Below are 23,158 nucleotides of genomic sequence, written 5' to 3'. Positions count from 1 at the left end.
AAAATGTATTTCTCATGTCGGAGATGGTTTTGGGTTAGTCGATTTGTTGAATCGTGAAATTGTTAAGCCTTCAAACACAGAATGGTGGTGGCCTCACTAGAAATGCAGTATCCTGGCTATTGGAAGAATAACCCCTGTATAAATAAATTTGTTTTCTTCTATAATAATAAGAAATAACCTTCTGTGGTTGTGCTTCTGCAACAATGACTTTGAGAAGTGTCTGCTGAGAATCATTTGCTACAAGCGTCCTATCTTGAATTGAGGTTAAAGACTCTTTTAAAGGCAAGGTTTTGATAACTAACCGAACAGATTTTTCAATTCTTTTGGTTTTAGCTTTTTTTTCTTTGAACACCAATTTCGGTTGGAACCGATGATGTGGGTTCTTATTCTTTACTCTTTGTGTCTGGGCTTCAGGATAAATGATATTCTTAAAATCGGTCTGTTTTGTAAGATTTTTGACAATAGTGCCATTTGTGATGTAAATCTTCGCCTGGGAATCGGAAAAATATAATAAGGTATCTTTTACGGCCGGAAAAATAGTAGCTCCGTTCTCTATAAAAAGCCTTGTACCTGATGAGACATATACCTGAGACGAAACGGGGAGACAGCCTATCACAAATAAAAAAGAAAGTAACGTAATCCTGTACAAGGACAGGGTTGTTATATCTTTCTTAAAAAATGCCTGTATATCTGTTCTCATCATTCTTGTTGAATAGTAGTCTAAGCAGGACTACTTTTTTTGTTTTAAATTAGTTGAGAATTAACACTTTAAACTCTTGAAAATGACATTTGATTTTTTTCTGCCTCAAAACGGAACTCTTAAAAACATCCATCTTAGCCTGACTGATAAACAACAGAAAAAAACACATATATTCAGAACACCTCTTAGAATCTGTGAAGAAGACTGGGACAAGGAAAAGCAAAGACCAACTAATATCTACCTTAAGAAGTATAAAAAGCTCAATAACAAACTTAACAAGGTAAAACTCGGACTTACGGAAAGCATAAAAGAAAAAAGAGGCTGCAAAAAACTGCTTTTACAAAGAGCATTAGCCAAGGAAATAAAAAAAATATGCTCCGAAAAAAACAATAGACCTGCGGAAAATTCTCTTCTTTATTTTATGAACTGGTATATCGATTCCCGCAAGGAGCTCATCTGCCACTCTACCTACAAACGTTATAAAGTATTTTTTCATCTGCTGGAACGTTTTGAGGGATTTATTTGCAAAAGGCTCTATATTGAGGACATTAATTCGGATTTCATTAAGGATTTCATGGTTTTCGGGAGAGAAGAAGAATACAGCGAGAATACCATCTACCGTACTATCCATTTTGTAAAGACCATCCTAAACTTTGTTGAACGCAAAGGAGTACGAACTGCCGTGAGAGAACTTGAGATACGCAGGGAAAAGCAGCAAAAAGAAATTGTAACGCTTACTGAAAAAGATATCACACGAATAAAATCAACTGATGTACCGAAAGAATTGCAGGCCGCTAAAGACTGGTTGTTGATAAGCTGTTATACAGGACAACGTTTCTCAGACTTTATACATTTTAAAACCAACCAACTGAAACAGGTGAACGGAAAAACCTGCATTGCCTTTACCCAGAAAAAAACACAGAAAGATATTCTCCTGCCTCTGCATCCTACTGTTATCAATACTTTTCATAGAAACGGAGACGCCTTCCCAAAAGCCATGGACATCCATCATTATAATGATGGGATAAAGAAAATAGCAAGACTTGCCTATCTCAACGAACCTGTCAAAGCCCGAAAAAGAATCGGTCACAGAGCAAAAGATATCCAAACAGAAAAATGGAAGCTCATAAGCAGTCACATCGGCAGACGTAGCTTTGCCACCAACTTCTACGGTAAGATACCAACACCACTATTAATGGAAGCCACCGGACATAGTACCGAACAGATGTTCCTAAAATACATCAATCCCGTAAACGATGAGCGGGTCTTGTCTTTAGGTAATTATTTTGAGAGAATGTATGAGGAAAGGCTCAGAACATGCTAAAAGGATAAATTGAGATTTATTGGCTTCATTTCTATCACTCAAGATACAATGGTATCGCCACTTCTTTGTCTGAAGACGATCAGGTCGCCTACTTTGCCACTAAGACCGTGTGTGATGATGTTGTTTTTACTTTCTGCCATCGTTTGTGATTTTAAAGGATTAATAAATTATTTGAAACCCTAAATTATGTATTTTTTTAACACAAAATTAATTTTTATATTTTTTTTTACAGATTAATTTATTATGTTAAGTTTAATATTTTTTATTTTTTATTAATTAATGAATATTATGTTAAATTAAAAAATTAATTTACTGAGTATGAGGATATTTTGTATTTTTGGTTTTAACTAACAACTATTTAAATCAAATTAATCTAACTCCATGGCCATTGTATTTATACTATTTGTAGCATTAGCTTCTTGGTTGTTTAAACAATGGATGTTCGAAACGCAGCGCAAAAATCGCAGGGATTATTACCGAAATGTTTATCTGAAATCTGAAGCTTGGCAACGCAAACGTTATGTTGTTCTCAAAAGAGACAATTGGCGTTGTGTATATTGCGGTGCTAAAGCTACACAAGTTCATCATACCAGATACGCAAAATACAATATTGGGAAAGAGCCTATAGATTGGTTAGTATCTGTTTGTTATTCTTGCCATGAAGAATTGCATTATTAGATTATTTATATTAACTAAATAAATTAATTTTAACCTAAAATTATAAACTTAGAAACCACACTACATGATAACAGAAATCACAGTGAACAAATTATATGGTGTTTTTGATCATCATATTAAACTTAAAGATAATAATATAACATTAATTATTGGGGAAAATGGATTAGGAAAGACCATTATTTTAAAAATGATTAAGTCAATATTTGACAACAATTTTTATGAATTAGGTAAACACGATTTTACTTTTTTATCTATTCTATTAGATGATAATTCTATAATTGAAATAAGCAAAAAAAACACAACACCAGAATCATCAACAAGATATCGCACGATAACTAATTATGTTTTTGAAATTCATTTTAAAAGAGATAGAGTTTCCAAAATAAAGAAAACTAATAAAAACACATTCAATTTAAAATCAGAAACAATTCAAGAAAATTTCAGATATGGTAGAGAACCTCGCAATAGAAGATATCTTAGATCAGATCTGTATCATTTACTTAAAAGTTACTTACCTATTCCTATTGATAGAGTCGGTCCTGATAGAGTTATTGATTTGTCAAATGGCAAGGTTTATAACTTTTATGAAATGATTGAAAAATATTCTTATGCACTACCAAGTGACATAATTGACTTAATTTCTAATGAATCAATCCCAGAATGGTTTACCTCTATCACAAAAAACATTAAGGTAAAATTAATAGAAACACAAAGATTATTAACAAAACAAAAATCAGACGATTCAGAATATAAAAATGCTGTTATACAGTGCTCTGATGAGTTGAAGGGGATTATTCGAACCAAGACTTTAGAGGCAACAAATTTTTCATCAAAACTGGATAGAACTTATACAAATCGTTTAGTACAGAAAGTAACCTCAAAAAACAATACTACAATTTCGAAAATTGAGGAATCTTTGGGAAATCTTGAAGAAAAGAGAAATTTTCTAATAAAAGTAGGATTACTGGAAATGGACGAAGAAGCAATCAATTCAATCTCTAACATTAATCAAAATAAAGATGAAATTGAAATATTAAAAGATGTTTTAGAAATTTACATCGATGATAGTAATGATAAACTTAAAATTTATGACGAATTAAGTGAAAAGCTCAATACATTGATTGAAATAATCAATAAACGATTTAACTACAAAACATTATCAATTAATAAACATGAAGGCTTTATCTTTAATTCAACAATCACAAAAAAAATCATTCCTTTAAGCAATCTATCTTCTGGGGAGCAGCACGAATTAGTTTTATTTTATGAATTGTTATTTAATACTCCATCAAATTCAATTATACTAATTGATGAGCCAGAAATTTCTTTACACATATCTTGGCAAAATGAATTTATCAACGATGTAAAAGAAATCATCAACATAAATGATGTTACGGCATTAATCGCAACACATTCACCTGACATAATTAATGACAATTGGGATTTAACTATTCAATTAGGATGATAAAAGCAATAACTTCCAATAGAATATCCAATGCAATTCTAATAAAAAAAAAGAAAATCAAGAAGCTTATCTTAGTAGAAGGAAGTCATGATAAACTTTTTTTCTTAAAATTTAAAGATGAAAACTGCAGTGTAGAATTAGCATATGGATGGAAAAATGTAATACAAGTTTTAGATGACCTAAAGGCAAAGCATTTCGAGAATTGCATCGGTGTGATTGATGCTGATTTAAAAAAAGTTATACCTGAAGAATTTGAAATGCCAGACAATATATTTATGACAGATCTTCATGACATAAATATTGAAACTATTGAACATTCATTCAATGTAATCTATAAATCGCATTGTTCTGAAGACAAGAATGATGTATTTACATCTTATAAGAAAATTACTGATCTTAAAAATTATATATATGAACTTTCTAAACCATTATCATTTCTTAGAATATTAAGTAAAAGAAAGAATTACCATTTATCCTTTAAATCTAAAGATGAAACATCAAATAATATTGACTATTCTAAATTTATAAATAAGGAAAAATTCGAGTTTACCTCGCTCAAAAATTTAGTTGAAACGGTTATTAATTTCTCCAGATCCAAAACTAAAAATGCTTTACCACAAAATGAAATTTTACTAAAAGAATTAGCTGATTTGCTTGAAAATGAAAGGAACAAATATGAGGTAACTAAAATTACAAACGGTCATGATTTTGGTGAAATCATTACTCTAGGATTAAAAAAATGCCTAGGTTCAAATCAACATATAAAAGCAGATAACATCCTAAGAGATTGCATTTTAAATTATGAATATAGTGAGTTTAAAAAAACAAATTTATATTTATCAATTAGAGATACTGAACTTAAATATGGTGTTGCATTTTTAAAAAATTGAATTATCTATAACCCGATAGTGCGGATTTACAATCCGTGCTCACTATCAATATTTACTAAACCATTTCTATCAAAGCAGTTTTTATTTTGTTACTTTTTTGTTGTTTGATATGCACCGGAAATAACGGCTTAGATTCCCCGCTGTCGCGAGCGTCACGCTCGAGCACCGCTTTAAAAATAACAGGATACAAGCCAAAGCCTCGCACCAGCAATAGGAATTACAAATCCGTGACATCGGAAATTAATAATCAGTTCTCGATACGATCTTTCTCCGCTGTGCTGCAAAACATCGCTCGAACTGACGGTGAAGATTTTGAGTTAGAGAATATGAGAGTTACCTTTGGGGGGAAATTAAATGATCAAGACCATGATAAAATTTGCTTACACCATTCTTTACGTTCAGGATGTGGAGAAAACCGTTTCATTTTATGAGAACGGCTTTGGATTCACGAGAAAATTTGTGACACCCGACCAGGATTACGGTGAACTTCTGGTGGGCGAAACGACCCTTGCTTTTGCATCGGTAATATTAGCACAATCTAACCTGTCCGAAGGTTTTACGGAAAGTAAATTAAGCAATAAAGCATTCGGGATCGAGATCGGTTTCACAACAGATCATGTAGAAGCCACTGTTGAAAAAGCAATAGCAGCCGGCGCAAAGCTTACAGAACAACCAAAGATTAAACCGTGGGGACAAACGGTAGCTTACCTGAGAGACCCTGATGGTTTCCTGATCGAGGTCTGCACGCCAATGGGATAAATTCAACCTTTTTAGATAAGAAAGTCCTAGTTTTTTTACCAATTGGTAAATCATTCTTCAATTAACTTCTTTGATTTGACAGAATAAAAGATCAGATAAATATTATCTTTTTAAATTAATAAAACCGCTCTGCTAGAGCGGTTTCGTTTACGTTGATAGTCAAAGAATTATTCCACAATGAGCTTGGACGAGAATCCGCCATTAGTTTTTAGGATATAATTGCCTTTGGGTATTTTTAGGCTAATACTATTGCTTCCTTTTATCAAATCAAAAGAGGTTACTTTTTTACCTGTTGCATCGTATAAGGTTGCACTGGTAGCTTCTAAGCTATGAACCATCAGAGTCTTATTTTTTACAGGATTTTGTGATATAAAGAAATTATTCTTTCGTGGCACTTCCATATTATCCAACGTTGCATTTTCACCAATGACCACATCATCGATCAATAACAGGAATTTGTCATTGGAATTATTCCTAAAAGCGATTCTAAAGGTACTTCCCAGATAGCTTGTAAGATCGATCTCGCGCGCTGTCCAGGTAGAGTTTTCTGCCGCAACACTGGTCAAAACCGTAGAATTTGTAATCTGGTTACCTATAGTTCCTGAACCTCCCGTGGGAACATTAGGGCTTAGCATGATTCTTACTTCATACCCATCCCTATATTCTGGATCATAGGCGATGGCATTCCATTTCATTTTAAAGTTTCCGGTTGATGGCAAGGTAACTTCCGGCGTCCACATCCAGTCATTAGCTGCGCCAAAAGGATTATACCAAGAGGTACTTATTGCTACCGAATCTAATACGTTGTTGGAAAAATCCTCCCTCCTTTCCCAAGCATCATTGACATATGCTACTGCCGAAGCCGGTGTTCTATTATCTACATTTCTAAGTAACCAGCCGGAAGGAAAAGTATATGTCCCCGCCCCTCCGGCTGTGGGACCGGCAATACCATCAAAATCTTCTTGAAAAATAATTTGTGAAGAAAACAAATTAGCGATTAACGTCAAGAGAACTGTTAAGTAAATTTTTTTCATAATATATAATTTTTTATTGATATCAAATTTACATTATTTTTAAATAGAAACATTTATAATCAAATTATTATTATAAAATAATTCAATTATTTAAATTTTATTTTAAATTTTAACTTTAATTAACAAATTATAAAATAAAGACATCACAACTAAAGAGCTAATTAAATCAAGGATTTCGTAGAAAAGTCTGACGTTAAGAAATAACTTAAAAGATCTTTGAAATTAATTGTGATGCATATAGCGCAGATTTGCAATCCATGCCCACAAAAAGGAAGTGTGATTTTTTAAGTAAAGCCAAAGTTTTCTAAACCACGCTATCTCTTCTATATAAAAGTATAAAAAAACATCATAAAAAAAACTGAGACCAGTCTTCTACTATTTTTACCAATTGGTAAATCATTCTTCAATCAACTTCTTTGATTTGAAAGAAAAAAAAGAACTTATTAATTATCTTTTACAATTCGGGAACTTAACAAGCGGCAAGTTATCCTTCCACAATTTTCTTTCTGTGTTCAACTCCCCATTCATGAAGGTTATTGATGATGGTTTTCAAGGTATTCCCGTGATCGGTAAGCGTATATTCTATGCTTACCGGTTGTGTGTTCAGTACATTTCTGTGGATAAGTTTGTTAAATTCCAGTTCTTTCAGTTCTTTGCTTAGCATGCGGTTGGAAATCCCATCGATGTCATTCAGGATATCTGAAAATCTACGTTTGTTATAATAGCAGATCGAGGATAAAACCGCTATTTTCCACTTGCCGTGGAGAACATCCATAGAATCCTGTACTGCACGCATTTCTTTTTTATATTGCTGTTGAAAATCTTTTGTCTGGCACTCCATATTGTTACTTTGTTACACCGTTGTTACTGTTATTTTTCGGTACAAAGTTACTAAAAGTAACCAAACAATCATACATTTGTCCTGAAAAACAATAAAAAATAATTATACAATGAATTTTACAGACAAAAATGTAGTGATCACAGGTGGAAGTACAGGAATAGGATTTGCAACAGCCAAAGCTTTTATAGAAGCCGGAGCCAACGTTCTGATCACTGGCAGAAATGCCGATAACCTTAAAAGTGCGGAAGAAAGAATCAACAATCCAAAACTGAAAACTTTGGTTTCAGACACTTCAAATTTATCGGGAATTGCAGTGTTGGAAAAACACGTTGCCGAAAGCGGAAATAAAGTAGATGTTCTGTTCCTTAATGCCGGAACAGCAGTGTTCACGCCTATCGAGCAGACTACAGAAGAAGATTTCGATCATCAATTCAATACCAATGTTAAAGGTTATTACTTCACTTTACAAAAAATGATCCCTTATTTTACGGAAGGTTCTTCTGTGGTATTCAATTCTTCAACTGTCGCTACAACTGCACAGATGTACGGAAGTGTTTATTCTGCAACGAAAGGAGCCGTCAATAAAATTGCTCAAATCGCGGCCAATGAACTTGCAGAAAGGAAGATCAGAGTGAATATCGTAAGTCCGGGACCTACAAAAACGGAAGGTTTTGACAAGGCGGTCCCAAGTCTTGAAATGCAGGACGAGTTTGCCAAATCTGTCGCACTGGGAAGAATGGGCGATCCTTCGGAGATTGCAAAAGCGGTTCTTTTCTTAGCTTCTGATCAGGCAAGTTTCATTACGGGAACTCAATTGCTGGTTGATGGCGGAGCGATCGGATATTTGTTGAAATAGTATCTTTTCGCAACATTCCCTATCCTAAACACAACAAAACCGCCCTAACAGAGCGGTTTTTATTTGTCTAATTTTTCAAAATATAGAGCGGTTTACTTCACGATCATCTTCACTGTGTATAATTTGTTTGAATGTACTTTCATAATGTAAGTTCCGGTTGGGAGACTTTGATTTATGATAGAATAATTCATACTGTTGATGTTTTTGGAGGTATAGAACAAACTTCCCGTCATATCATAGATATCGATCTGATCGATCGGATATTTAGATTTCAGGAAGGTTTTATCGCCCTTGTTCACAGGATTAGGATATACTTGCAATTCGTTGTTATGAGCATCAGGAGCTGCCGTTCCCAGTGTACCATCCATCATCTGGAACTGGACACGGTTGGACACCTCGTTATAAGAATCATTGGTAAAGATCACGATAAAATATTCTCCCACTTCTTTTGGCATATTCTCGTTAGGAATCTGGATACTCCCCCCCGGTTTACCATCGAAATAAGTATAACTTACAAGAGGGTCGATATTGGGATCATCGTTCTTATGGTAGATCCCGATCCAGTCTTTCACGATTCCCGGTGCATCTGTCCAGGTTGCAATGATATTCTCGTTCAGGTTGAACATCGTTTTGTTTATCATCAGCTGCGTGATATCATCTCCCACCTGGAAGAACAACTTATTGCCCACAGCCTGATAACCATCCTCTAACATATATTGGACATAATAATAGCCTTTAGCCAATCCATTGAAAGTGAATGCCCCATTGGTTTGTCCATTAATATATTTCCATTGTGTAGAGTTAACTTCTCCCGGCGTTTGTCCTACTTTGTAAATCCCGACCCAGTCTTTGGCCAAGGCGGGTGCATTTGCAAAACTTACCGTAACAGCATTTCCAACTTCATAAACATTCTTATCCGATGACAACTCTACAAACGGACCGACGTAGAAATGTTTTCTAGCTGCAAGTTCGGTATAAGAATCATTACTGAAAATAGCGGCATAGTACATTCCCGGTGTTGTAAGTCCTGTACCGAAAGTCATTGTACCACTCACTTGTCCATTGGTATAATTCCATTTTTGAGCAGGTGAAGAACCAGAAGGCGTCTGTGATTTTTTATAAAGCCCGATCCAGTCTTTCGCTTTGCCCGGCGTATCTGTATAGATCACTTTTATTGGTGTATTGGGCTTATATGCTATTGTATCGGTTTCAATTTTGGTATTGACCGCGGTACTGTTGATGATATTAAAAGATTTTACAGCGCTCCAGTCCGACCATCTCAAATTCCTGTCCCTATGTCTTACTTTTGCGTAATAAGTTCCATTAGTGAGAGCCCCTGCTTCCAAGGTGGCTTTTGTAATATCCATACCTTCATTCAGATCTTTGGATTCGTCTACACGGTTTCCTTTTTTTCCGTAGAGATTTTCATAATCCCTGTAGATGTCTTTTTCCAGAATACTAAAATCCGGCGTTTTCGAAAATACAAACTCTGTAGAGTTTATCAGTTCATCCGAGGTTGTACTGTAAGTGCTACTTTCTACTGTTAAAGGTAATTCCAGACCCTGACCTGTAAAATTGTTAAGGATCGATGGTGTATCAGGCTTGGTTTTGTTCTTTGCAGAATGGAAAGAATCCATCAAAACATTATCCTTCCACTCGTAGATACTGCCTATAGAGTAAGATTCTACATTGAATGTTCCCTTATTAATATCCACATCTATGATCTGATACATCCAGTTGGATATCGTTTTCTGAACATCATCAAAATCCTGCTCCGTAGCCATACCCCAATACTGGTCCCAAGCTACACCGCCGGAGATGATCTGATAGGTTGGAAAATTTTTAAGCTGTCCTCTGTGATACAAATGGTGATGCGCGCCGATATGTAATACATGTTTATTAGATGTGTTCAAAACAGGCATTACCGTATTACGGATCCAGGTAGAAATATCGCCGACATATTGCTCTGCCTGATACGGCCTGTGTCCTTGAGAGACGATCCAATCCACTGTAGCATCCTGATTTGCTAATGGCAAGATCTGATTCAGCCAATTTACCTGTGCTGTGCTTGGGTGCTCCGTATCAAAGCAAATAAATAGGACATTCCCAACCTGTCTAGCATAATAAGCCTCTGAACCAGAAGAAACACCTTTGTAAGAAACATCATCCAAAACAAAATGATCATAATAAGCCTGCATACCAAGCGTTCCGTAGGTTTCGTGATTCCCTACCAAAGTTTGTGTCGGTAATAACCCAGAGAGTTTTCTGTTCTTTTTGAAATGTACATTCTCATAATGGTCCAGCGTACCCACATCTACCTGATCCCCCATCATCACTGTCATTGCAATGTTATCGGAAGGATCTTTGTCATATCCCCATAGTTTAGCGATCTTTCTCTTGGCAGCTGAAACCAACGAGTCAAATCTGGGAACATCACGCATCTGGTTGTCTCCCAAAACCAAAAACCTCAAATGTCCATCTGCAGTTGCAGCCTGACCCGGAATTGGTAATGTCTTGAAAGAATAGACCTGGGAAATCCTGCTTCCTGTTTTCACTCTGTAATAATACTTGGTGTTAGCCGCCAGACCATCGACTTTGACAGTATGGTAGTAATAGTTGGCATTATAACCCGTGTCCGAGAAAACTTTGGCAGTAGCACTTGAAGTTTTGTCAAGCTGCGTTTCAGAGCTGCCGTACTCAACAATAGATTCGTTGTTGCTTTCAGTTTTCCAACTGACCGTCATAGAGGTTTGTGAAGGCGCTTGGAGATAGGGAAACAATTCCTGCGCAAAGATGACCTTATAAAACAATAAGATCAAGAAGATAAACGTTTTTTTCATTTTAGATTACTTTTTTAAGTTTCCAAAGTAATCTTGCCATATGAATCTATGAAAAAGCAATCTTTAATTTAGTTTTAAATAAATGATCCAAAACTCAGAAAATAACATCTCAATCTTAAATTTATAAAGACCAATTATTACCTCTATATTAAAAATAAAAATCATTACAGCAGAACATTATCATTATCAAACAATTATCAATTTAGTAGTAAAAATCCCTTATCGGATGATGCAAATTTTAAAAATTCCTTTTATTGAAAAAAATCGTTGTTTCACAAGAATAAAATTTGATTCTCAACGAATTTCAAAAACGAGACAGCTGAAAGTTTTGTAATGTCATCACGGCGTTGGACGTTCGTGGTATTCAGTTCAATATTCTCCAAAAGCCCTGATAAAGGACAATTTCCTATTATTATAAAAAAATAGATCACAATAATCATTAGATAAACACATCATTCCATTGGTAATTTGACAAACAAATCCTTATTTTAGCCATATCAACTAATAAAAAACTAAATTCTATGGAAAAAGGAAAAGCACCCATATTTACGATGTGGATCGTTGCCATCATTGTAGGAGCGGCATTATACAAGCAAATCGATCTTAAAACTATGACTGTTGAGAAACAAGCACTATCTGCGCTCTATGCTGTAACGTTTATATTTGCTGTAGGCGTACTTATAAGACATTACATCAGAAAGCCCGGAAAATAATTATAACTATTCAAATAATAAAAAAGGCTCTAACTCAGAGCCTTTTCTTGTCTTAATTAATCTATTCGGAATATAATTTCAGTAATTGTCTGTAGCCGATGAGTATTGCAGATTTTGATATAAAACCAATGAATCTGTTATTCTCATCTACAACCGGCAGATTCCAATATCCCGTATCATCAAAGACCTGAAGTATTTCCAAGGCCTTTTTGTCCGGATATATTACTGCTGGTGGTGCTTTCATGATTTTAAGGATCGATAGGGAATCGGTCTCCTTGGAAAAAAGATAAGGCCGAATATCATCGAGGCTAAGAATACCTTTGAGCTTGCCGATATCATCAACAACAGCGAATGTATTTTTGTTTCCGTTTTTTATCATCTCGAACAACTCTGTGACAGATGCATTTACATTAATTGTCTGGGATTGGAAATCGATATAATCCTTAGTATTTAAAGAAAATAAAAGATTTTTATCGTGTTTGTTGGTGAAGATCTTTCCCTGGTCTGCAAGAGATTTCAGTTCCGGAGAAATCGGAGAAAATCGTTTTGCCATTAGATAAGAAATTACCGACACGATCATCAACGGGATAAACAGGTCATATCCAAAACTAGATTCGGCAATCAGGAATATCGCTGTAAGCGGCGCATAGAGAATCCCGCTCATTGCACCAGCCATTCCCACTAAAACAAGATTTGTCATAGGAACTTCTTTGAAACCTATCTGCTGGCAAACCACTGCAAATAGAAAACCGGCAGTTCCTCCTGCAAATAAAGATGGCGCAAAATTCCCCCCGTTTCCTCCACTGAAAATCGTAAAGGGTGTAGCGAAAGCTTTAAGAACAAGCACAAAAATCAGAAATATAATAATCGTGAAATTCTTGAACTCAAAATATCTGAACAAGCTGTTTTCAATGATTAAAAGTGTATCGCCATTTGTAAACGCTTTGATCGTATCATAACCCTCCCCAAACAATGGAGGAAACAACACACAAAGCAATGACAAAACCGCTCCGCCAAACATTGCTCTTCGCAATGGTGACATCTTGAGTTTCTGGATAAAGTGTTCTACCTTCTGAGAAATGATCACGAAATAACGTGCGTATAGACCGGTTACAATTCCCAGAATCAGATAGTAAGGAACATTTTTATAGTTAAAAGCTTCTCTTGTATAAAACCTAAATAATACATCTTCCTGCAATAATATCCTTGACAATAAACTACCACAAACCGCAGCTACAACCAGAGGAATAAAATCTGTAAAAACAACGCCTGTCAGAAGGATCTCAAAGGCAAACATTATCCCGGCAATCGGTGCATTGAACGCCGACGCAATCCCCGCACTGGCTCCGGCAGCTAACAACAAAGTACGTTCTTTATAACTCAGCCTGTAAGTCTGTGCATAATTGGAACCAATTGCAGCTCCTGTCACTGCAATAGGACTTTCCAAACCAGCTGAACCTCCTAGTCCAACTGTAATGGCACTCTGGACAATCTGAGAATACATCTTGACGGAAGAAACGATACTCGAGTTCTGTGCAATCTCGTATAAAATAGCGCCAATTCCTTTTCTATCCTGGCCTTTGAATAAAGTTTGGACAGTAATGGTCGTCAAAACAATTCCTAAAAAGGGAAATACGATATAGAATAAAATCTGATATTCAAAATGAACTTTATGTGTGATGAAATAATGGATATTATGCACCAAAGTCTTTAAGATCACACCTGCCATTCCCGCTGTAAGACCTACCAAAATACCCGACAGAAGAAGAAATTGATTTCTGCTCAATCGGCTATTCAACCAATGAAGAATAAGTTCATAGCTCCGTACCTTCTCCAGTCCGAACTGCTGAAAATCTCTTTTGAATTTTAAAAAGCTGAGATATTTTTTTCTGTTATGGATCTTCACGAGCGTGAGTTTGAATACAAATATACCAAATGAAAAAGAGAATGACGAATCTCTCCCAGTATCTTAGATCTCTTATTTGAAGATCTTCTGTGTAAACTCATAAAGACAACGTCTCCAGGTCAGCCATTCGTGGTATGTTCCTGAGGATCTGTATTGTATAAATGTATATTTGTTTTGGTTCAAAGAATTGCCCAATATATTATTGTACTCAAAGAAACGTTGATCTTCCTTTTCACCAATTCCCATAAAGAAAAATGGTTTTTGTTTTGATTTGAATAATTTATCAATTGGTAATTCTTTGAAAGGCTGACTTTCTGTTCCTTCATAAATTACCGGACTGAAAGAACCAATTGCTGAAAATAGTTCCGGATGGTCCGCTCCAATGAACATCGCCTGGTAACTTCCTCGGGAAAGTCCTGCAATGGCTTTTCTATTGTCTGTTTTATATTTTTTATCGATGTAAGGAATCAGTTCCTGGATCACAATTCTATCTAAATTTTTTGTAGAAAGGACCGTTCTGGGATGATCATCAGCTAATTTCTCTTGTTCGGGATCTAAAGCAACACCATAATCCAGCACAACAATCATCTCTTCTGCTTTTTTTTCCGCAAAAAGATTGTCAAGGATATTTCTGATATAGCCTTGTTTTTCCCAGCCGGTAATATCTTCGCCAGTCCCGTGATAGAGATAGAGTACAGGAAATTTCTTGAGTCCATAGCCTGGAGGCAGATAAACTTTGAAATTCCGTTTTCCTTTAGTTATTTCTGAGTTTAGACTATCATCAACAATTTTTCCGTGTTTTACATTCTTTTCAAAGAAAAAATCTTCCCCAGAAGGCACTTCGATTCCGCTTGTAGGCTGTCCATAACCGAAATAAAGTTTTGTACTCGGGTCGTTGGTACGTTTGCCATCCACGTTGAACCAATAGTAATGAAAACCAATTTCCAAAGGTAAAGTTGAAACATTCCAAAAGCCATCTTTATCTTTGTTCGTGGTTGTTTTTAAATTTTGCATTCCATCTCCACCTTCCAGAATCACAGAGTTTGCTACGGGAAAATAGACCCTGAACTGCGCTTTTCTATCATTATCTATTTTTGGAAACTCTTTCCCGGCTTTTGCTGTTGAAGAGGTTTTATAATTCTGTGAAAATAATATGGATGAACTTAGGACAAGAATGGAAGATATTATTTTAAAGCTTTGCATTGAATCCGTTTTAAAGTATGCAATTTAAGAATTCTTGGCTCAATTATGTTAAATCAAAAACCGCTCAATGTAGAGCGGTTTCAAATGATATATTAAAGTTTAATAATTTCCTTCATCCTGCAATTCTTTGTTCTGATAGTCCTGAACCAATTCAATCGCATTATTGATAACATCACTGAGAGCCGTAATGAAAGTTCCTTCCTCAGCCAAACTCATTGCGTGCTTCAGAGCATCAATCTCTTTCGGGATGCACTCGTAGCTTACACTTTTATCTACACTTTGGATTCCTTCTATAATTAATCCATTGATTTCATCTTCAGTTCTTCCCCGCAGATGTTTTTCATTTCGAATGATAATATGGTCAAACATTCTTGCTGCGATCTTCCCACACTCTCGGATATCATTATCCCGCCTGTCCCCAACACCTGAAATAATTCCGATCTTCTTATTGGACTCAACATTTCTGAGATAATCTTCTATCGCTTCATAACTTGCAGGATTGTGTGCAAAATCGATCATGACCTTGAAGTTTTTGAATTTGAAGACATTCAGCCTACCCGGGGTCAATTGCGCACTTGGGATAAATGTAGTGAGTGCTAGTGCGATATTCGGAATTTCGAAACCATACACATAAGCCGCCAAAGATGCAGCAAGAACGTTAGCAATCATAAACTTCGCTTTGCCATCCATTGTGATCGGAATATTTTTAACACGCTCTATTCTGATTTTCCATTCTCCTTTCTTGATAGTCACAAAACCGTCTTCATAAACGCAGGTAATTTTTCCTTCTTTCGCAAATTTTTTGATATGCGGATTGTTTTCATCAAGACTAAAAAGCGCTACTTTTGGGCGCAGATCATCTGCCAATCTCATAGAATAATCGTCATCCGCATTCAGGATACACCAGCCATCTTTTTTAACGCTGTCCAAGACCACACGTTTAACCCTGGTCAGATCTTTAAGATTATGGATATCGCTTAATCCCAAATGATCTTCTTTAATATTGGTCAAAACACCAATATCACAACTTCCGAAACCAAGCCCCGAACGCAAAATTCCACCTCTTGCTGTTTCAAGAACTGCAAATTCTACCGTTGGGTCTTTTAGGATAAATTCAGCAGACATTGGTCCGGTTGTATCTCCTTTTTCCAATAAGGTATTTTGAATATATATCCCGTCCGAGGTTGTAAATCCGACACGTTTGCCATTATTTTTGACGATATGTGCCAATAATCTTGTAGTCGTAGTTTTTCCATTAGTTCCAGTCACTGCAATGATTGGAATTCTGAATTCTTTTCCTGGCGGATATAACATATCAACAACCGGAGCGGCAACGTTTCGCGGTAATCCTTCACTAGGTGCCAGGTGCATTCTAAATCCCGGAGCCGCATTCACTTCCAAAATTGCACCGCCACTTTCTTTGAGGGGCTGCGTAAGATTTTCCGCCATAATATCGATTCCGCAGACATCCAATCCGATGATCCTGGAAACGCGTTCTGCCATCTGAACATTTTCCGGATGGATCATATCCGTCACATCAATCGATGTTCCTCCTGTTGAGAGATTAGCCGTGGATTTAAGATAAACAATCTCGCCTTTTTGAGGAATGGTCTCTAAGGTGTAGTTTAGTTTTTCAAGCAGTTCATTGGTATCTTTATCAACATCTATTTCCGTTAAAACATTTTCATGCCCGTATCCTCTTCTCGGGTCTAGATTTTCCTTATCAATAAGCTGTTGTATATTAAGTTCGCCGTCTCCGACCACGTGGGCCGGAACTCTTCTGGCTGCTGCGACCATCTTGTGATTGATCACCAAAACCCTGAAATCAAAACCTGTAATATATTTTTCTACAATGACTTTCCGGGAATATTTCTGCGCATGTTCCAAGCCGATCACCGCTGTTTCATAATCCTTGACATTAATGGAGGCACCTTTGCCATGATTTCCATCCAAAGGTTTCAGCACCAACGGATATCCGATTTTCTTGATAACATATTGCAAATCGTCCTCGTCCATAACCAAACCTCCGGACGGAACAGGAATCGCGGCATCTTCCAGCATTTTTTTTGTCAGTTCCTTATTACACGCAATATCAACCGCAATGCTGCTCGTATTTCCTGTGATGGTAGCCTGAAATCTTTGCTGGTTAATTCCATAACCCAATTGTACCAGCGAGTTTTTACCCAACCTGATCCAAGGAATCCTTCTGGAAGCGGCTTCCTCTACAATACTTCCTGTAGAAGGACCCAGTCTTTCCCTTTCACGAATCTCCTTCAGTTTATGAACGCAATCATTGATATCATAATAAGTCCCATCTATTAAACATTGCGCAATCTTCACAGATTCTTCAGCTGCAAAAACCCCAGCTCTTTCTTCGATATAATTGAAAACAACATTGTAAGTTCCGGGCGTTTTGGTTTCTCTAGTTCTTCCGAATCCAACATCCATCCCCGCCAATGTCTGAATCTCCAATGCAATATGCTCTATGACATGTCCCATCCAAGTTCCCATTTCCACACGTTTGAAAAAACCACCTTCTACACCTTCTGAACATCTATGAGAATAAAGAGACGGTAACAATTGTTCGATCCTTTCTCGGAATCCTTCTATTTTATTGGTCGGCTGATGCTCTATTTCTTCCAGATCGAGTCGCATCTGAATCAGTTTTTTTCTGGTAATGCTCCAGATATTAGGACCTCTTAAAACCTGTATTTTTTCTATTTTCATATCTATTATTCTCTATTTCTTTTGACAAATCACATTTCTATTTTATCAAAGATAATAGAAAAGCATTTAATTTTAAAAAAATCAGAAATAATTATTTTGATATAAAATAAATTCGTTACCAATTATTCAAAATAATTAACAAATCGTTAATTCAACCGCATCAATTCACAGAAATAAGTCCTTAATAGTTAAAAGTTTAAATCTATCAAAGGAATTTTTAGCCCTCAAAAATGAGGTTTATTCTGATATGATTTATTATTTTTGTTAATATGAAATCAAAAGGAAAACTAGTCATCATTGGAGGTGCTGTAAATAAAGGAAGTTTTACGGAAACCAGTTTTGACCAAAATGTTGAGAAAAACCTCAACTTTTTTGAACGAGGAATCCTCAGAAAAATAATCAACGAATCTAAACATAGAGAAGACTCTGTCATCGAAGTGATCACTACCGCATCGCAGATCCCGGATATCGTAGGCCCGGAATATAAAAAGGCATTTGAATATCTCGGAATTAAAAACTGCAACATTCTAGACATCCAAAATCGTGAACAGGCCAACAGTGATGCCATTGTGGCAAGGGCCAATGCTGCAGATGTGGTAATGTTCACAGGTGGTGATCAGCTGCGTTTAACTTCTATCCTTGGCGGAACAAGATTCCATGATGCTATTTTAACTAAATATCAGACCGAAGATTTTATCTACGCAGGAACTTCCGCAGGAGCAGCTGCTGCATCGGAAAACATGATCTACCAAGGCTCCAGTTCTGAAGCTTTATTGAAAGGTGAGATCAAAACGACACAAGGTCTTGGATTCATAGAAAATGTGATCATTGACACGCACTTTGTTCAGCGAGGAAGAATCGGAAGATTGTTCCAAGCGGTGGTGAATAACCCGAGAACTCTGGGAATTGGTTTAGGTGAAGATACTGGCCTTTTCATCGAAGATGATACAATGACGGCAATTGGATCAGGATTGGTAATTATTGTTGACGGCCTTCAAATTAAAGATACAAACCTTACGAATGTTGAATTAGGCCAGCCAATTTCCATCAAAAATCTGATTGTGGATGTACTTTCTATGAATGATACATTCGATTTGAAAACCAGAGAAATGACGATTGTTAATTCTCAGTATAATCCGATCCCGCAGGTAAGTTCTGAATAACTAAAACTTTCAACCACATAGACACATAGACACATAGAAAAATTATTATGAAAGGAAACATAGAAGCAAATCTATTTATCCTTTAAATTTCAAAAACTCTGTGACTATGTGGTTTATTTTTCAATTATTTCTTTTAAAATAAATCTATGAAAATAATCATTCACGGTGGATTTTTCTCCGAAAGCAGCCAAAGCAATGAAGTAAAACTGGCCAAACAAAACTCGCTGAAAGCCATTGCAAAAAAATCATACGAGTTTCTAAAAGACAATTCAGCTTTTGAGACTGTTGCTTATGCGGTGTCACTTTTGGAAGATGATGAATTGTATAATGCCGGAATTGGTTCACAGATACAAAGTGATGGCATCATTCGGATGAGTGCAGCGATCATGGATGGTGAGACCCAGAAAATGAGTGGCGTCATCAATATCCAAGATGTGAAAAATCCGATTTTTGTGGCGAAGGAATTAATAAAAGAAGATGACCGTGTCCTTGGCGGAAACGGTGCTAAACAATATGCCAATCAGCACGGTTTTGAAAACTTCTCAACGGAAATTCCCCAACGAAAAAAAGAATACGAAGAGAAACTGAAAAGCGGAGGAAAAGGAACTGTTGGTGCTGTTGCGATTGACAAGCAAGGAAAACTGGCCGTTGCAACTTCAACCGGAGGAAAAGGTTTTGAAATCCCTGGGAGAATTTCTGATTCCGCAACGGTGGCCGGGAATTTTGCGAACAAATTTTGTGCTGTGAGCTGTACAGGTGTTGGCGAAGATATTGTGAGCAATGCGACCGCTGCCAAAATCGTAACCAGAGTAACAGATGGGCTAACCATAGAAAATGCTTTTGACAGAACTTTTGAAGAACTGAAAGAAATTGATGGTTTTGCAGGCGCAATCGGAATTGATTCTGAAGGAAATGTCTTTCATCAAGATTCTTATCCAACCATGGTCTTTGCGAGTTTTGACGGATTGGATTTTGAGGTTTTTGATTGAATATTATGAAAAAAATCAATCTAATCTTCTTTTTATTTATTTCTGTTTTTGCTTTAGCACAAAATGAAAATATTGATAGTTTAACAATTAAGATGTGTTCTAACTTCAAGCAAACTATTCATTTAAATGACTCTGTAAGAATTAAAATTTTGAATGAAGAATTTATAATTCCTTATTTAGACAAATTTTCGGAGAAAGACCGAGAAAAAAATATTGATAATCTATATTTTAGATTTCAAAAAAATTGTCAAAATTTTAGAGAATATTTATATCGAGTTGACCCTCCCAAAAGCGACAACTGGTTAAGCCTCGATAAAAGACCGCAAGTAAAGGTTACAGATAAAGAAATTTCACAATTAAAAAAACTCGAAAATCTATATTATTTTGAATATGCCGGTGAAAAAACAATTGTAAAAACTAACAGCAAATATTGGATAGAGACTTTTGCTGATGGCACAAATTCAAAACTTTACTTTAATTGGATTAGCCATAATAAATTTGAATTGGAGTTTATTGAAAGCAACAACGTTGGTAGAAAAAATTTCAGTAAAAAAGGTGACAAGTATATTTATGAAGTAGTGAGTAAAGAAAAGGATTATTTCTGGATTCTGGTTACAATTCCTGGTCAAGCAGAAATATTGATATTTAAACTTTTTTTCAAATAAAATTATAAAAACCGCTATCTCTCGACAGCGGTTTTTTTATAATTTTAATTCTAAATTAATCCAGCCAACCCATTTCCTTCATCCACTCATCATTGTAAATCTTTCCTACATAACGGGAACCATGGTCATGAAGCAGAACGACAATGATGTCATCTTTTGTAAATTGGTCTTTCATCTGAACCAAAGACGAAATCGCACTTCCTGCAGAATAGCCACAGAAAATCCCTTCTTCTTTCGCCAGCTTTCTTGCATAGATCGCACCGTCTTTATCCGTCACTTTTTCAAAATGATCGATCACGCTCATATCATAATTCTCAGGAATGATGTCTTCCCCAATTCCTTCCGTGATATAAGTGTAAGCATGATCATAATGCAATTCTCCAGTCTCATGGAATTCTTTCAGGATCGAACCATAAGTATCAACGCCTATGATCTTGATGTTTGGATTTCTTTCTTTGAAGAATTTTCCACAGCCTGTAATCGTTCCACCTGTTCCTGCTCCAACAACAAAGTGTGTCAGTCTCCCTTCGGTCTGTTCCCAGATTTCTGGAGCCGTACTTTCATAATGCGCTTGTCTATTGGATAGATTATCGTATTGGTTCACATACCAGCCATTTTCTGTTTCGGTTGCCAATCTTTTGGAAACCGAATAGTATGAACGAGGGTCGGTTGGCTTGACATCAGTTGGGCAAACAATAACTTCTGCTCCAACCGCACGAAGGATATCACATTTTTCTTTGGATTGTTTGGAATTGGTCACAAAAACACACTTATATCCTTTTTGGATTGCCACCAAAGCCAATCCCATTCCTGTGTTTCCGGAAGTTCCTTCGATGATTGTTCCGCCTGGTTTCAGACGACCATCCTTTTCTGCATCCTCTATCATTTTGAGCGCCATTCTGTCTTTTACAGAGTTCCCTGGATTGGTAGTTTCTACTTTTGCTAAAACCAAAGCCGGAAAATCTTCTCCCAATACTTTGTTCAGTTTTACTAATGGTGTGTTACCAATTGTTTCGACTATGTTGTTATAATATTTCATAATTTATATTTTTAATTTTCTTTGAGGTGACGAATCTCGCGCAGCCCGGCTTGAGCGGAGCTCTTTTTCTTTTTTCAAAAGAAAAAAGCGGGAGCGGAAGACGGAAATAGCTGCCCAAATTACAATAATTTTTTAACTGTATTTTATCGCTTTGACAGGCGAGATTTTACTGATCAAATAACTTGGAAAGATCATTGCTATCCCGGAAACGATGAAGATCCCAACGGAAACTGCAATAATATAAACAGGATTGAGGTCTACCGGAACTGTACTGATAAAATAATTTTCGGGATCCAACTTGATGAATCCTGTATATTTTTGAATGAGCAACAATCCGATTCCAATGATATTGCCCGCAAAAAGACCTGGGACCATGATCAACAAGGTGTAGTTGATAAAAATGGACCGTATCTGCCCGTTAGATGCCCCCATTGTTTTCAAAATCCCTATGGAATTGGTTCTTTCGATAATTAGAATGAGTAAAACCATAATGATATTAATGACCACAACAATTAACATAATTGCAATGATCAACGAAATATTTTGATTGAAGATATTGATCCAGTCCAAAATTTGCGGATACTTTTCCGTTACTTTTTCAGCATAATTCTTATATCCAATAAATTTTTCGATCTGTGGGAAAATCTGGTCGATCTTGTCTGTGTCATCTAAAAAAATATCTAAACCTCCAATCTCTTTTTCGTTCATATTCATCACCTTTCGAACATGATTGATATCGCCGATCATATAGAGGTCGTCTACTAATTTGATATCTGTTTTATAGATCCCTTTGATGAGGAATTTTCTGTAGATCGGTTTCTGGTCTTCTTTTGAAAAAATAGCGACAATACTGTCATTCGCTTTCAGGGAAAGGTCATTTGCTATTTTCTCCGATAAAATAACCTCGTTGTTATAACCATCCTCTTTATAATCCGGAATAGATCCTGATATAATAAATGGCTGAAACCTTTCTTTATCGAAATCTTTCCCGACACCTTTCAGAATAACGCCTGCAAAATTATTTTCGGTCCTCAATATTCCGCTGACAGACGCATAGGACTGCAAACCGGCAACTCCGGCAATAGAGTTGATCGCTTTTATATCCAAGCCTTTTGTTTCTAAAATTGATGAATTGTAAGAAGAATTGGAACGTGTAGATTTCACAGAAATATCTCCACTGAAATTGGAGATCCTATCTTCTATTGCTTTCTTGGAACCAAGTCCCGTAGAAATCGTGATCAGGGAAACGATAATACCCAAAGCGACAGAAAGCCTACCAATGTAGACGATCACTTTGGAGAGGTTATTTTTGTTATCTTTGGAAAACGCTATCTTTTTCGAGAAATATAACGGAAAATTCAAATCA

At 36.1% G+C, this 23,158-nt stretch carries 19 protein-coding genes; 10 read left to right on the top strand and 9 right to left on the bottom strand.

Annotation, left to right across the window (positions count from 1 at the left end; all coding sequences use genetic code 11):
- Window positions 1-70 precede the first annotated feature (70 nt).
- Window positions 71-703 carry a hypothetical protein gene (locus tag BLT30_RS04880; RefSeq protein ID WP_139166572.1) on the bottom strand — a complete coding sequence of 211 codons (633 nt, stop codon included), beginning with the start codon at window positions 701-703 and terminating at the stop codon, window positions 71-73.
- Between the two features lie 79 nt (window positions 704-782).
- Between BLT30_RS04880 and BLT30_RS04875 the strand changes: the two genes are divergently transcribed.
- From BLT30_RS04875 to BLT30_RS04855, 5 genes are all read left to right on the top strand, one after another.
- Window positions 783-2,024 (top strand): tyrosine-type recombinase/integrase, encoded by a 1,242-nt coding sequence (locus tag BLT30_RS04875; RefSeq protein ID WP_089871929.1) that lies wholly within the window; start codon window positions 783-785, stop codon window positions 2,022-2,024.
- Between the two features lie 438 nt (window positions 2,025-2,462).
- Window positions 2,463-2,702 (top strand): HNH endonuclease, encoded by a 240-nt coding sequence (locus tag BLT30_RS04870; protein ID WP_089871927.1) that lies wholly within the window; start codon window positions 2,463-2,465, stop codon window positions 2,700-2,702.
- A 64-nt stretch (window positions 2,703-2,766) separates the two neighbouring features.
- A complete protein-coding gene (locus tag BLT30_RS04865; RefSeq protein ID WP_089871925.1) occupies window positions 2,767-4,167 on the top strand; it encodes an AAA family ATPase in 1,401 nt (466 codons plus the stop codon).
- Complete coding sequence (locus tag BLT30_RS04860; protein WP_089871924.1) at window positions 4,164-5,057, top strand: hypothetical protein; 894 nt, start codon at window positions 4,164-4,166, stop codon at window positions 5,055-5,057. Before BLT30_RS04865 ends, BLT30_RS04860 begins: the two co-directional genes overlap by 4 nt.
- Window positions 5,058-5,423: 366 nt before the next feature.
- Entirely contained in the window at window positions 5,424-5,816 is a 393-nt protein-coding gene (locus BLT30_RS04855) for a VOC family protein (protein WP_089872913.1), read from the top strand.
- A gap of 167 nt (window positions 5,817-5,983) precedes the next feature.
- On the opposite strand, the gene BLT30_RS04850 is transcribed toward BLT30_RS04855, so the two are convergent.
- Window positions 5,984-6,850 (bottom strand): T9SS-dependent choice-of-anchor J family protein, encoded by an 867-nt coding sequence (locus BLT30_RS04850; protein ID WP_089871922.1) that lies wholly within the window; start codon window positions 6,848-6,850, stop codon window positions 5,984-5,986.
- A 484-nt stretch (window positions 6,851-7,334) separates the two neighbouring features.
- Window positions 7,335-7,691 carry a winged helix-turn-helix transcriptional regulator gene (locus BLT30_RS04845; RefSeq protein ID WP_175487125.1) on the bottom strand — a complete coding sequence of 119 codons (357 nt, stop codon included), beginning with the start codon at window positions 7,689-7,691 and terminating at the stop codon, window positions 7,335-7,337.
- A 109-nt stretch (window positions 7,692-7,800) separates the two neighbouring features.
- Here BLT30_RS04845 and BLT30_RS04840 point away from each other — a divergent pair, with 109 nt between their 5' ends.
- Window positions 7,801-8,547, top strand: a complete 747-nt coding sequence (locus BLT30_RS04840; protein WP_089871918.1) for an SDR family oxidoreductase — start codon at window positions 7,801-7,803, stop codon at window positions 8,545-8,547.
- 92 nt (window positions 8,548-8,639) lie between these two features.
- Here the strand turns inward: BLT30_RS04840 and BLT30_RS04835 are convergent, their stop codons facing one another.
- Window positions 8,640-11,387, bottom strand: a complete 2,748-nt coding sequence (locus BLT30_RS04835) for a fibronectin type III domain-containing protein (protein WP_089871916.1) — start codon at window positions 11,385-11,387, stop codon at window positions 8,640-8,642.
- A 521-nt stretch (window positions 11,388-11,908) separates the two neighbouring features.
- Between BLT30_RS04835 and BLT30_RS04830 the strand changes: the two genes are divergently transcribed.
- Window positions 11,909-12,100: a hypothetical protein gene (locus tag BLT30_RS04830; protein ID WP_089871913.1), complete on the top strand. Its 192-nt coding sequence runs from the start codon at window positions 11,909-11,911 to the stop codon at window positions 12,098-12,100.
- A 61-nt stretch (window positions 12,101-12,161) separates the two neighbouring features.
- Here BLT30_RS04830 and BLT30_RS04825 read toward each other — a convergent pair whose 3' ends face one another.
- From BLT30_RS04825 to cphA, 3 genes are all read right to left on the bottom strand, one after another.
- Window positions 12,162-14,006, bottom strand: coding sequence for a chloride channel protein (locus BLT30_RS04825; protein WP_089871911.1), 1,845 nt, complete (start codon window positions 14,004-14,006; stop codon window positions 12,162-12,164).
- Between the two features lie 72 nt (window positions 14,007-14,078).
- Window positions 14,079-15,209, bottom strand: coding sequence for an alpha/beta hydrolase-fold protein (locus BLT30_RS04820; protein ID WP_089871909.1), 1,131 nt, complete (start codon window positions 15,207-15,209; stop codon window positions 14,079-14,081).
- A gap of 99 nt (window positions 15,210-15,308) precedes the next feature.
- Window positions 15,309-17,936, bottom strand: a complete 2,628-nt coding sequence (gene cphA / locus BLT30_RS04815; RefSeq protein ID WP_089871907.1) for a cyanophycin synthetase — start codon at window positions 17,934-17,936, stop codon at window positions 15,309-15,311.
- A 269-nt stretch (window positions 17,937-18,205) separates the two neighbouring features.
- On the opposite strand from cphA, the gene BLT30_RS04810 reads away from it, so the two are divergent.
- From BLT30_RS04810 to BLT30_RS04800, 3 genes are all read left to right on the top strand, one after another.
- Window positions 18,206-19,099, top strand: coding sequence for a cyanophycinase (locus BLT30_RS04810; RefSeq protein WP_089871905.1), 894 nt, complete (start codon window positions 18,206-18,208; stop codon window positions 19,097-19,099).
- Window positions 19,100-19,245: 146 nt separating this feature from the next.
- Window positions 19,246-20,088, top strand: a complete 843-nt coding sequence (locus tag BLT30_RS04805; RefSeq protein WP_089871903.1) for an isoaspartyl peptidase/L-asparaginase — start codon at window positions 19,246-19,248, stop codon at window positions 20,086-20,088.
- A 5-nt stretch (window positions 20,089-20,093) separates the two neighbouring features.
- Complete coding sequence (locus tag BLT30_RS04800; protein WP_089871901.1) at window positions 20,094-20,753, top strand: hypothetical protein; 660 nt, start codon at window positions 20,094-20,096, stop codon at window positions 20,751-20,753.
- Between the two features lie 55 nt (window positions 20,754-20,808).
- Here the strand turns inward: BLT30_RS04800 and BLT30_RS04795 are convergent, their stop codons facing one another.
- Both BLT30_RS04795 and BLT30_RS04790 read right to left on the bottom strand, forming a co-directional pair.
- Window positions 20,809-21,792, bottom strand: coding sequence for a PLP-dependent cysteine synthase family protein (locus BLT30_RS04795; protein WP_089871899.1), 984 nt, complete (start codon window positions 21,790-21,792; stop codon window positions 20,809-20,811).
- 132 nt (window positions 21,793-21,924) lie between these two features.
- The gene (locus BLT30_RS04790) at window positions 21,925-23,154 is read right to left on the bottom strand and encodes an ABC transporter permease (protein ID WP_089871897.1); all 1,230 of its coding nucleotides are present in this window, start codon (window positions 23,152-23,154) and stop codon (window positions 21,925-21,927) included.
- Window positions 23,155-23,158 lie beyond the last annotated feature (4 nt).

The organism is Epilithonimonas hungarica (assembly GCF_900102265.1).
GTDB classification, from domain to species: Bacteria; Bacteroidota; Bacteroidia; order Flavobacteriales; family Weeksellaceae; genus Epilithonimonas; species Epilithonimonas hungarica.
This window is presented reverse-complemented; position numbering and strand designations above follow the sequence as displayed.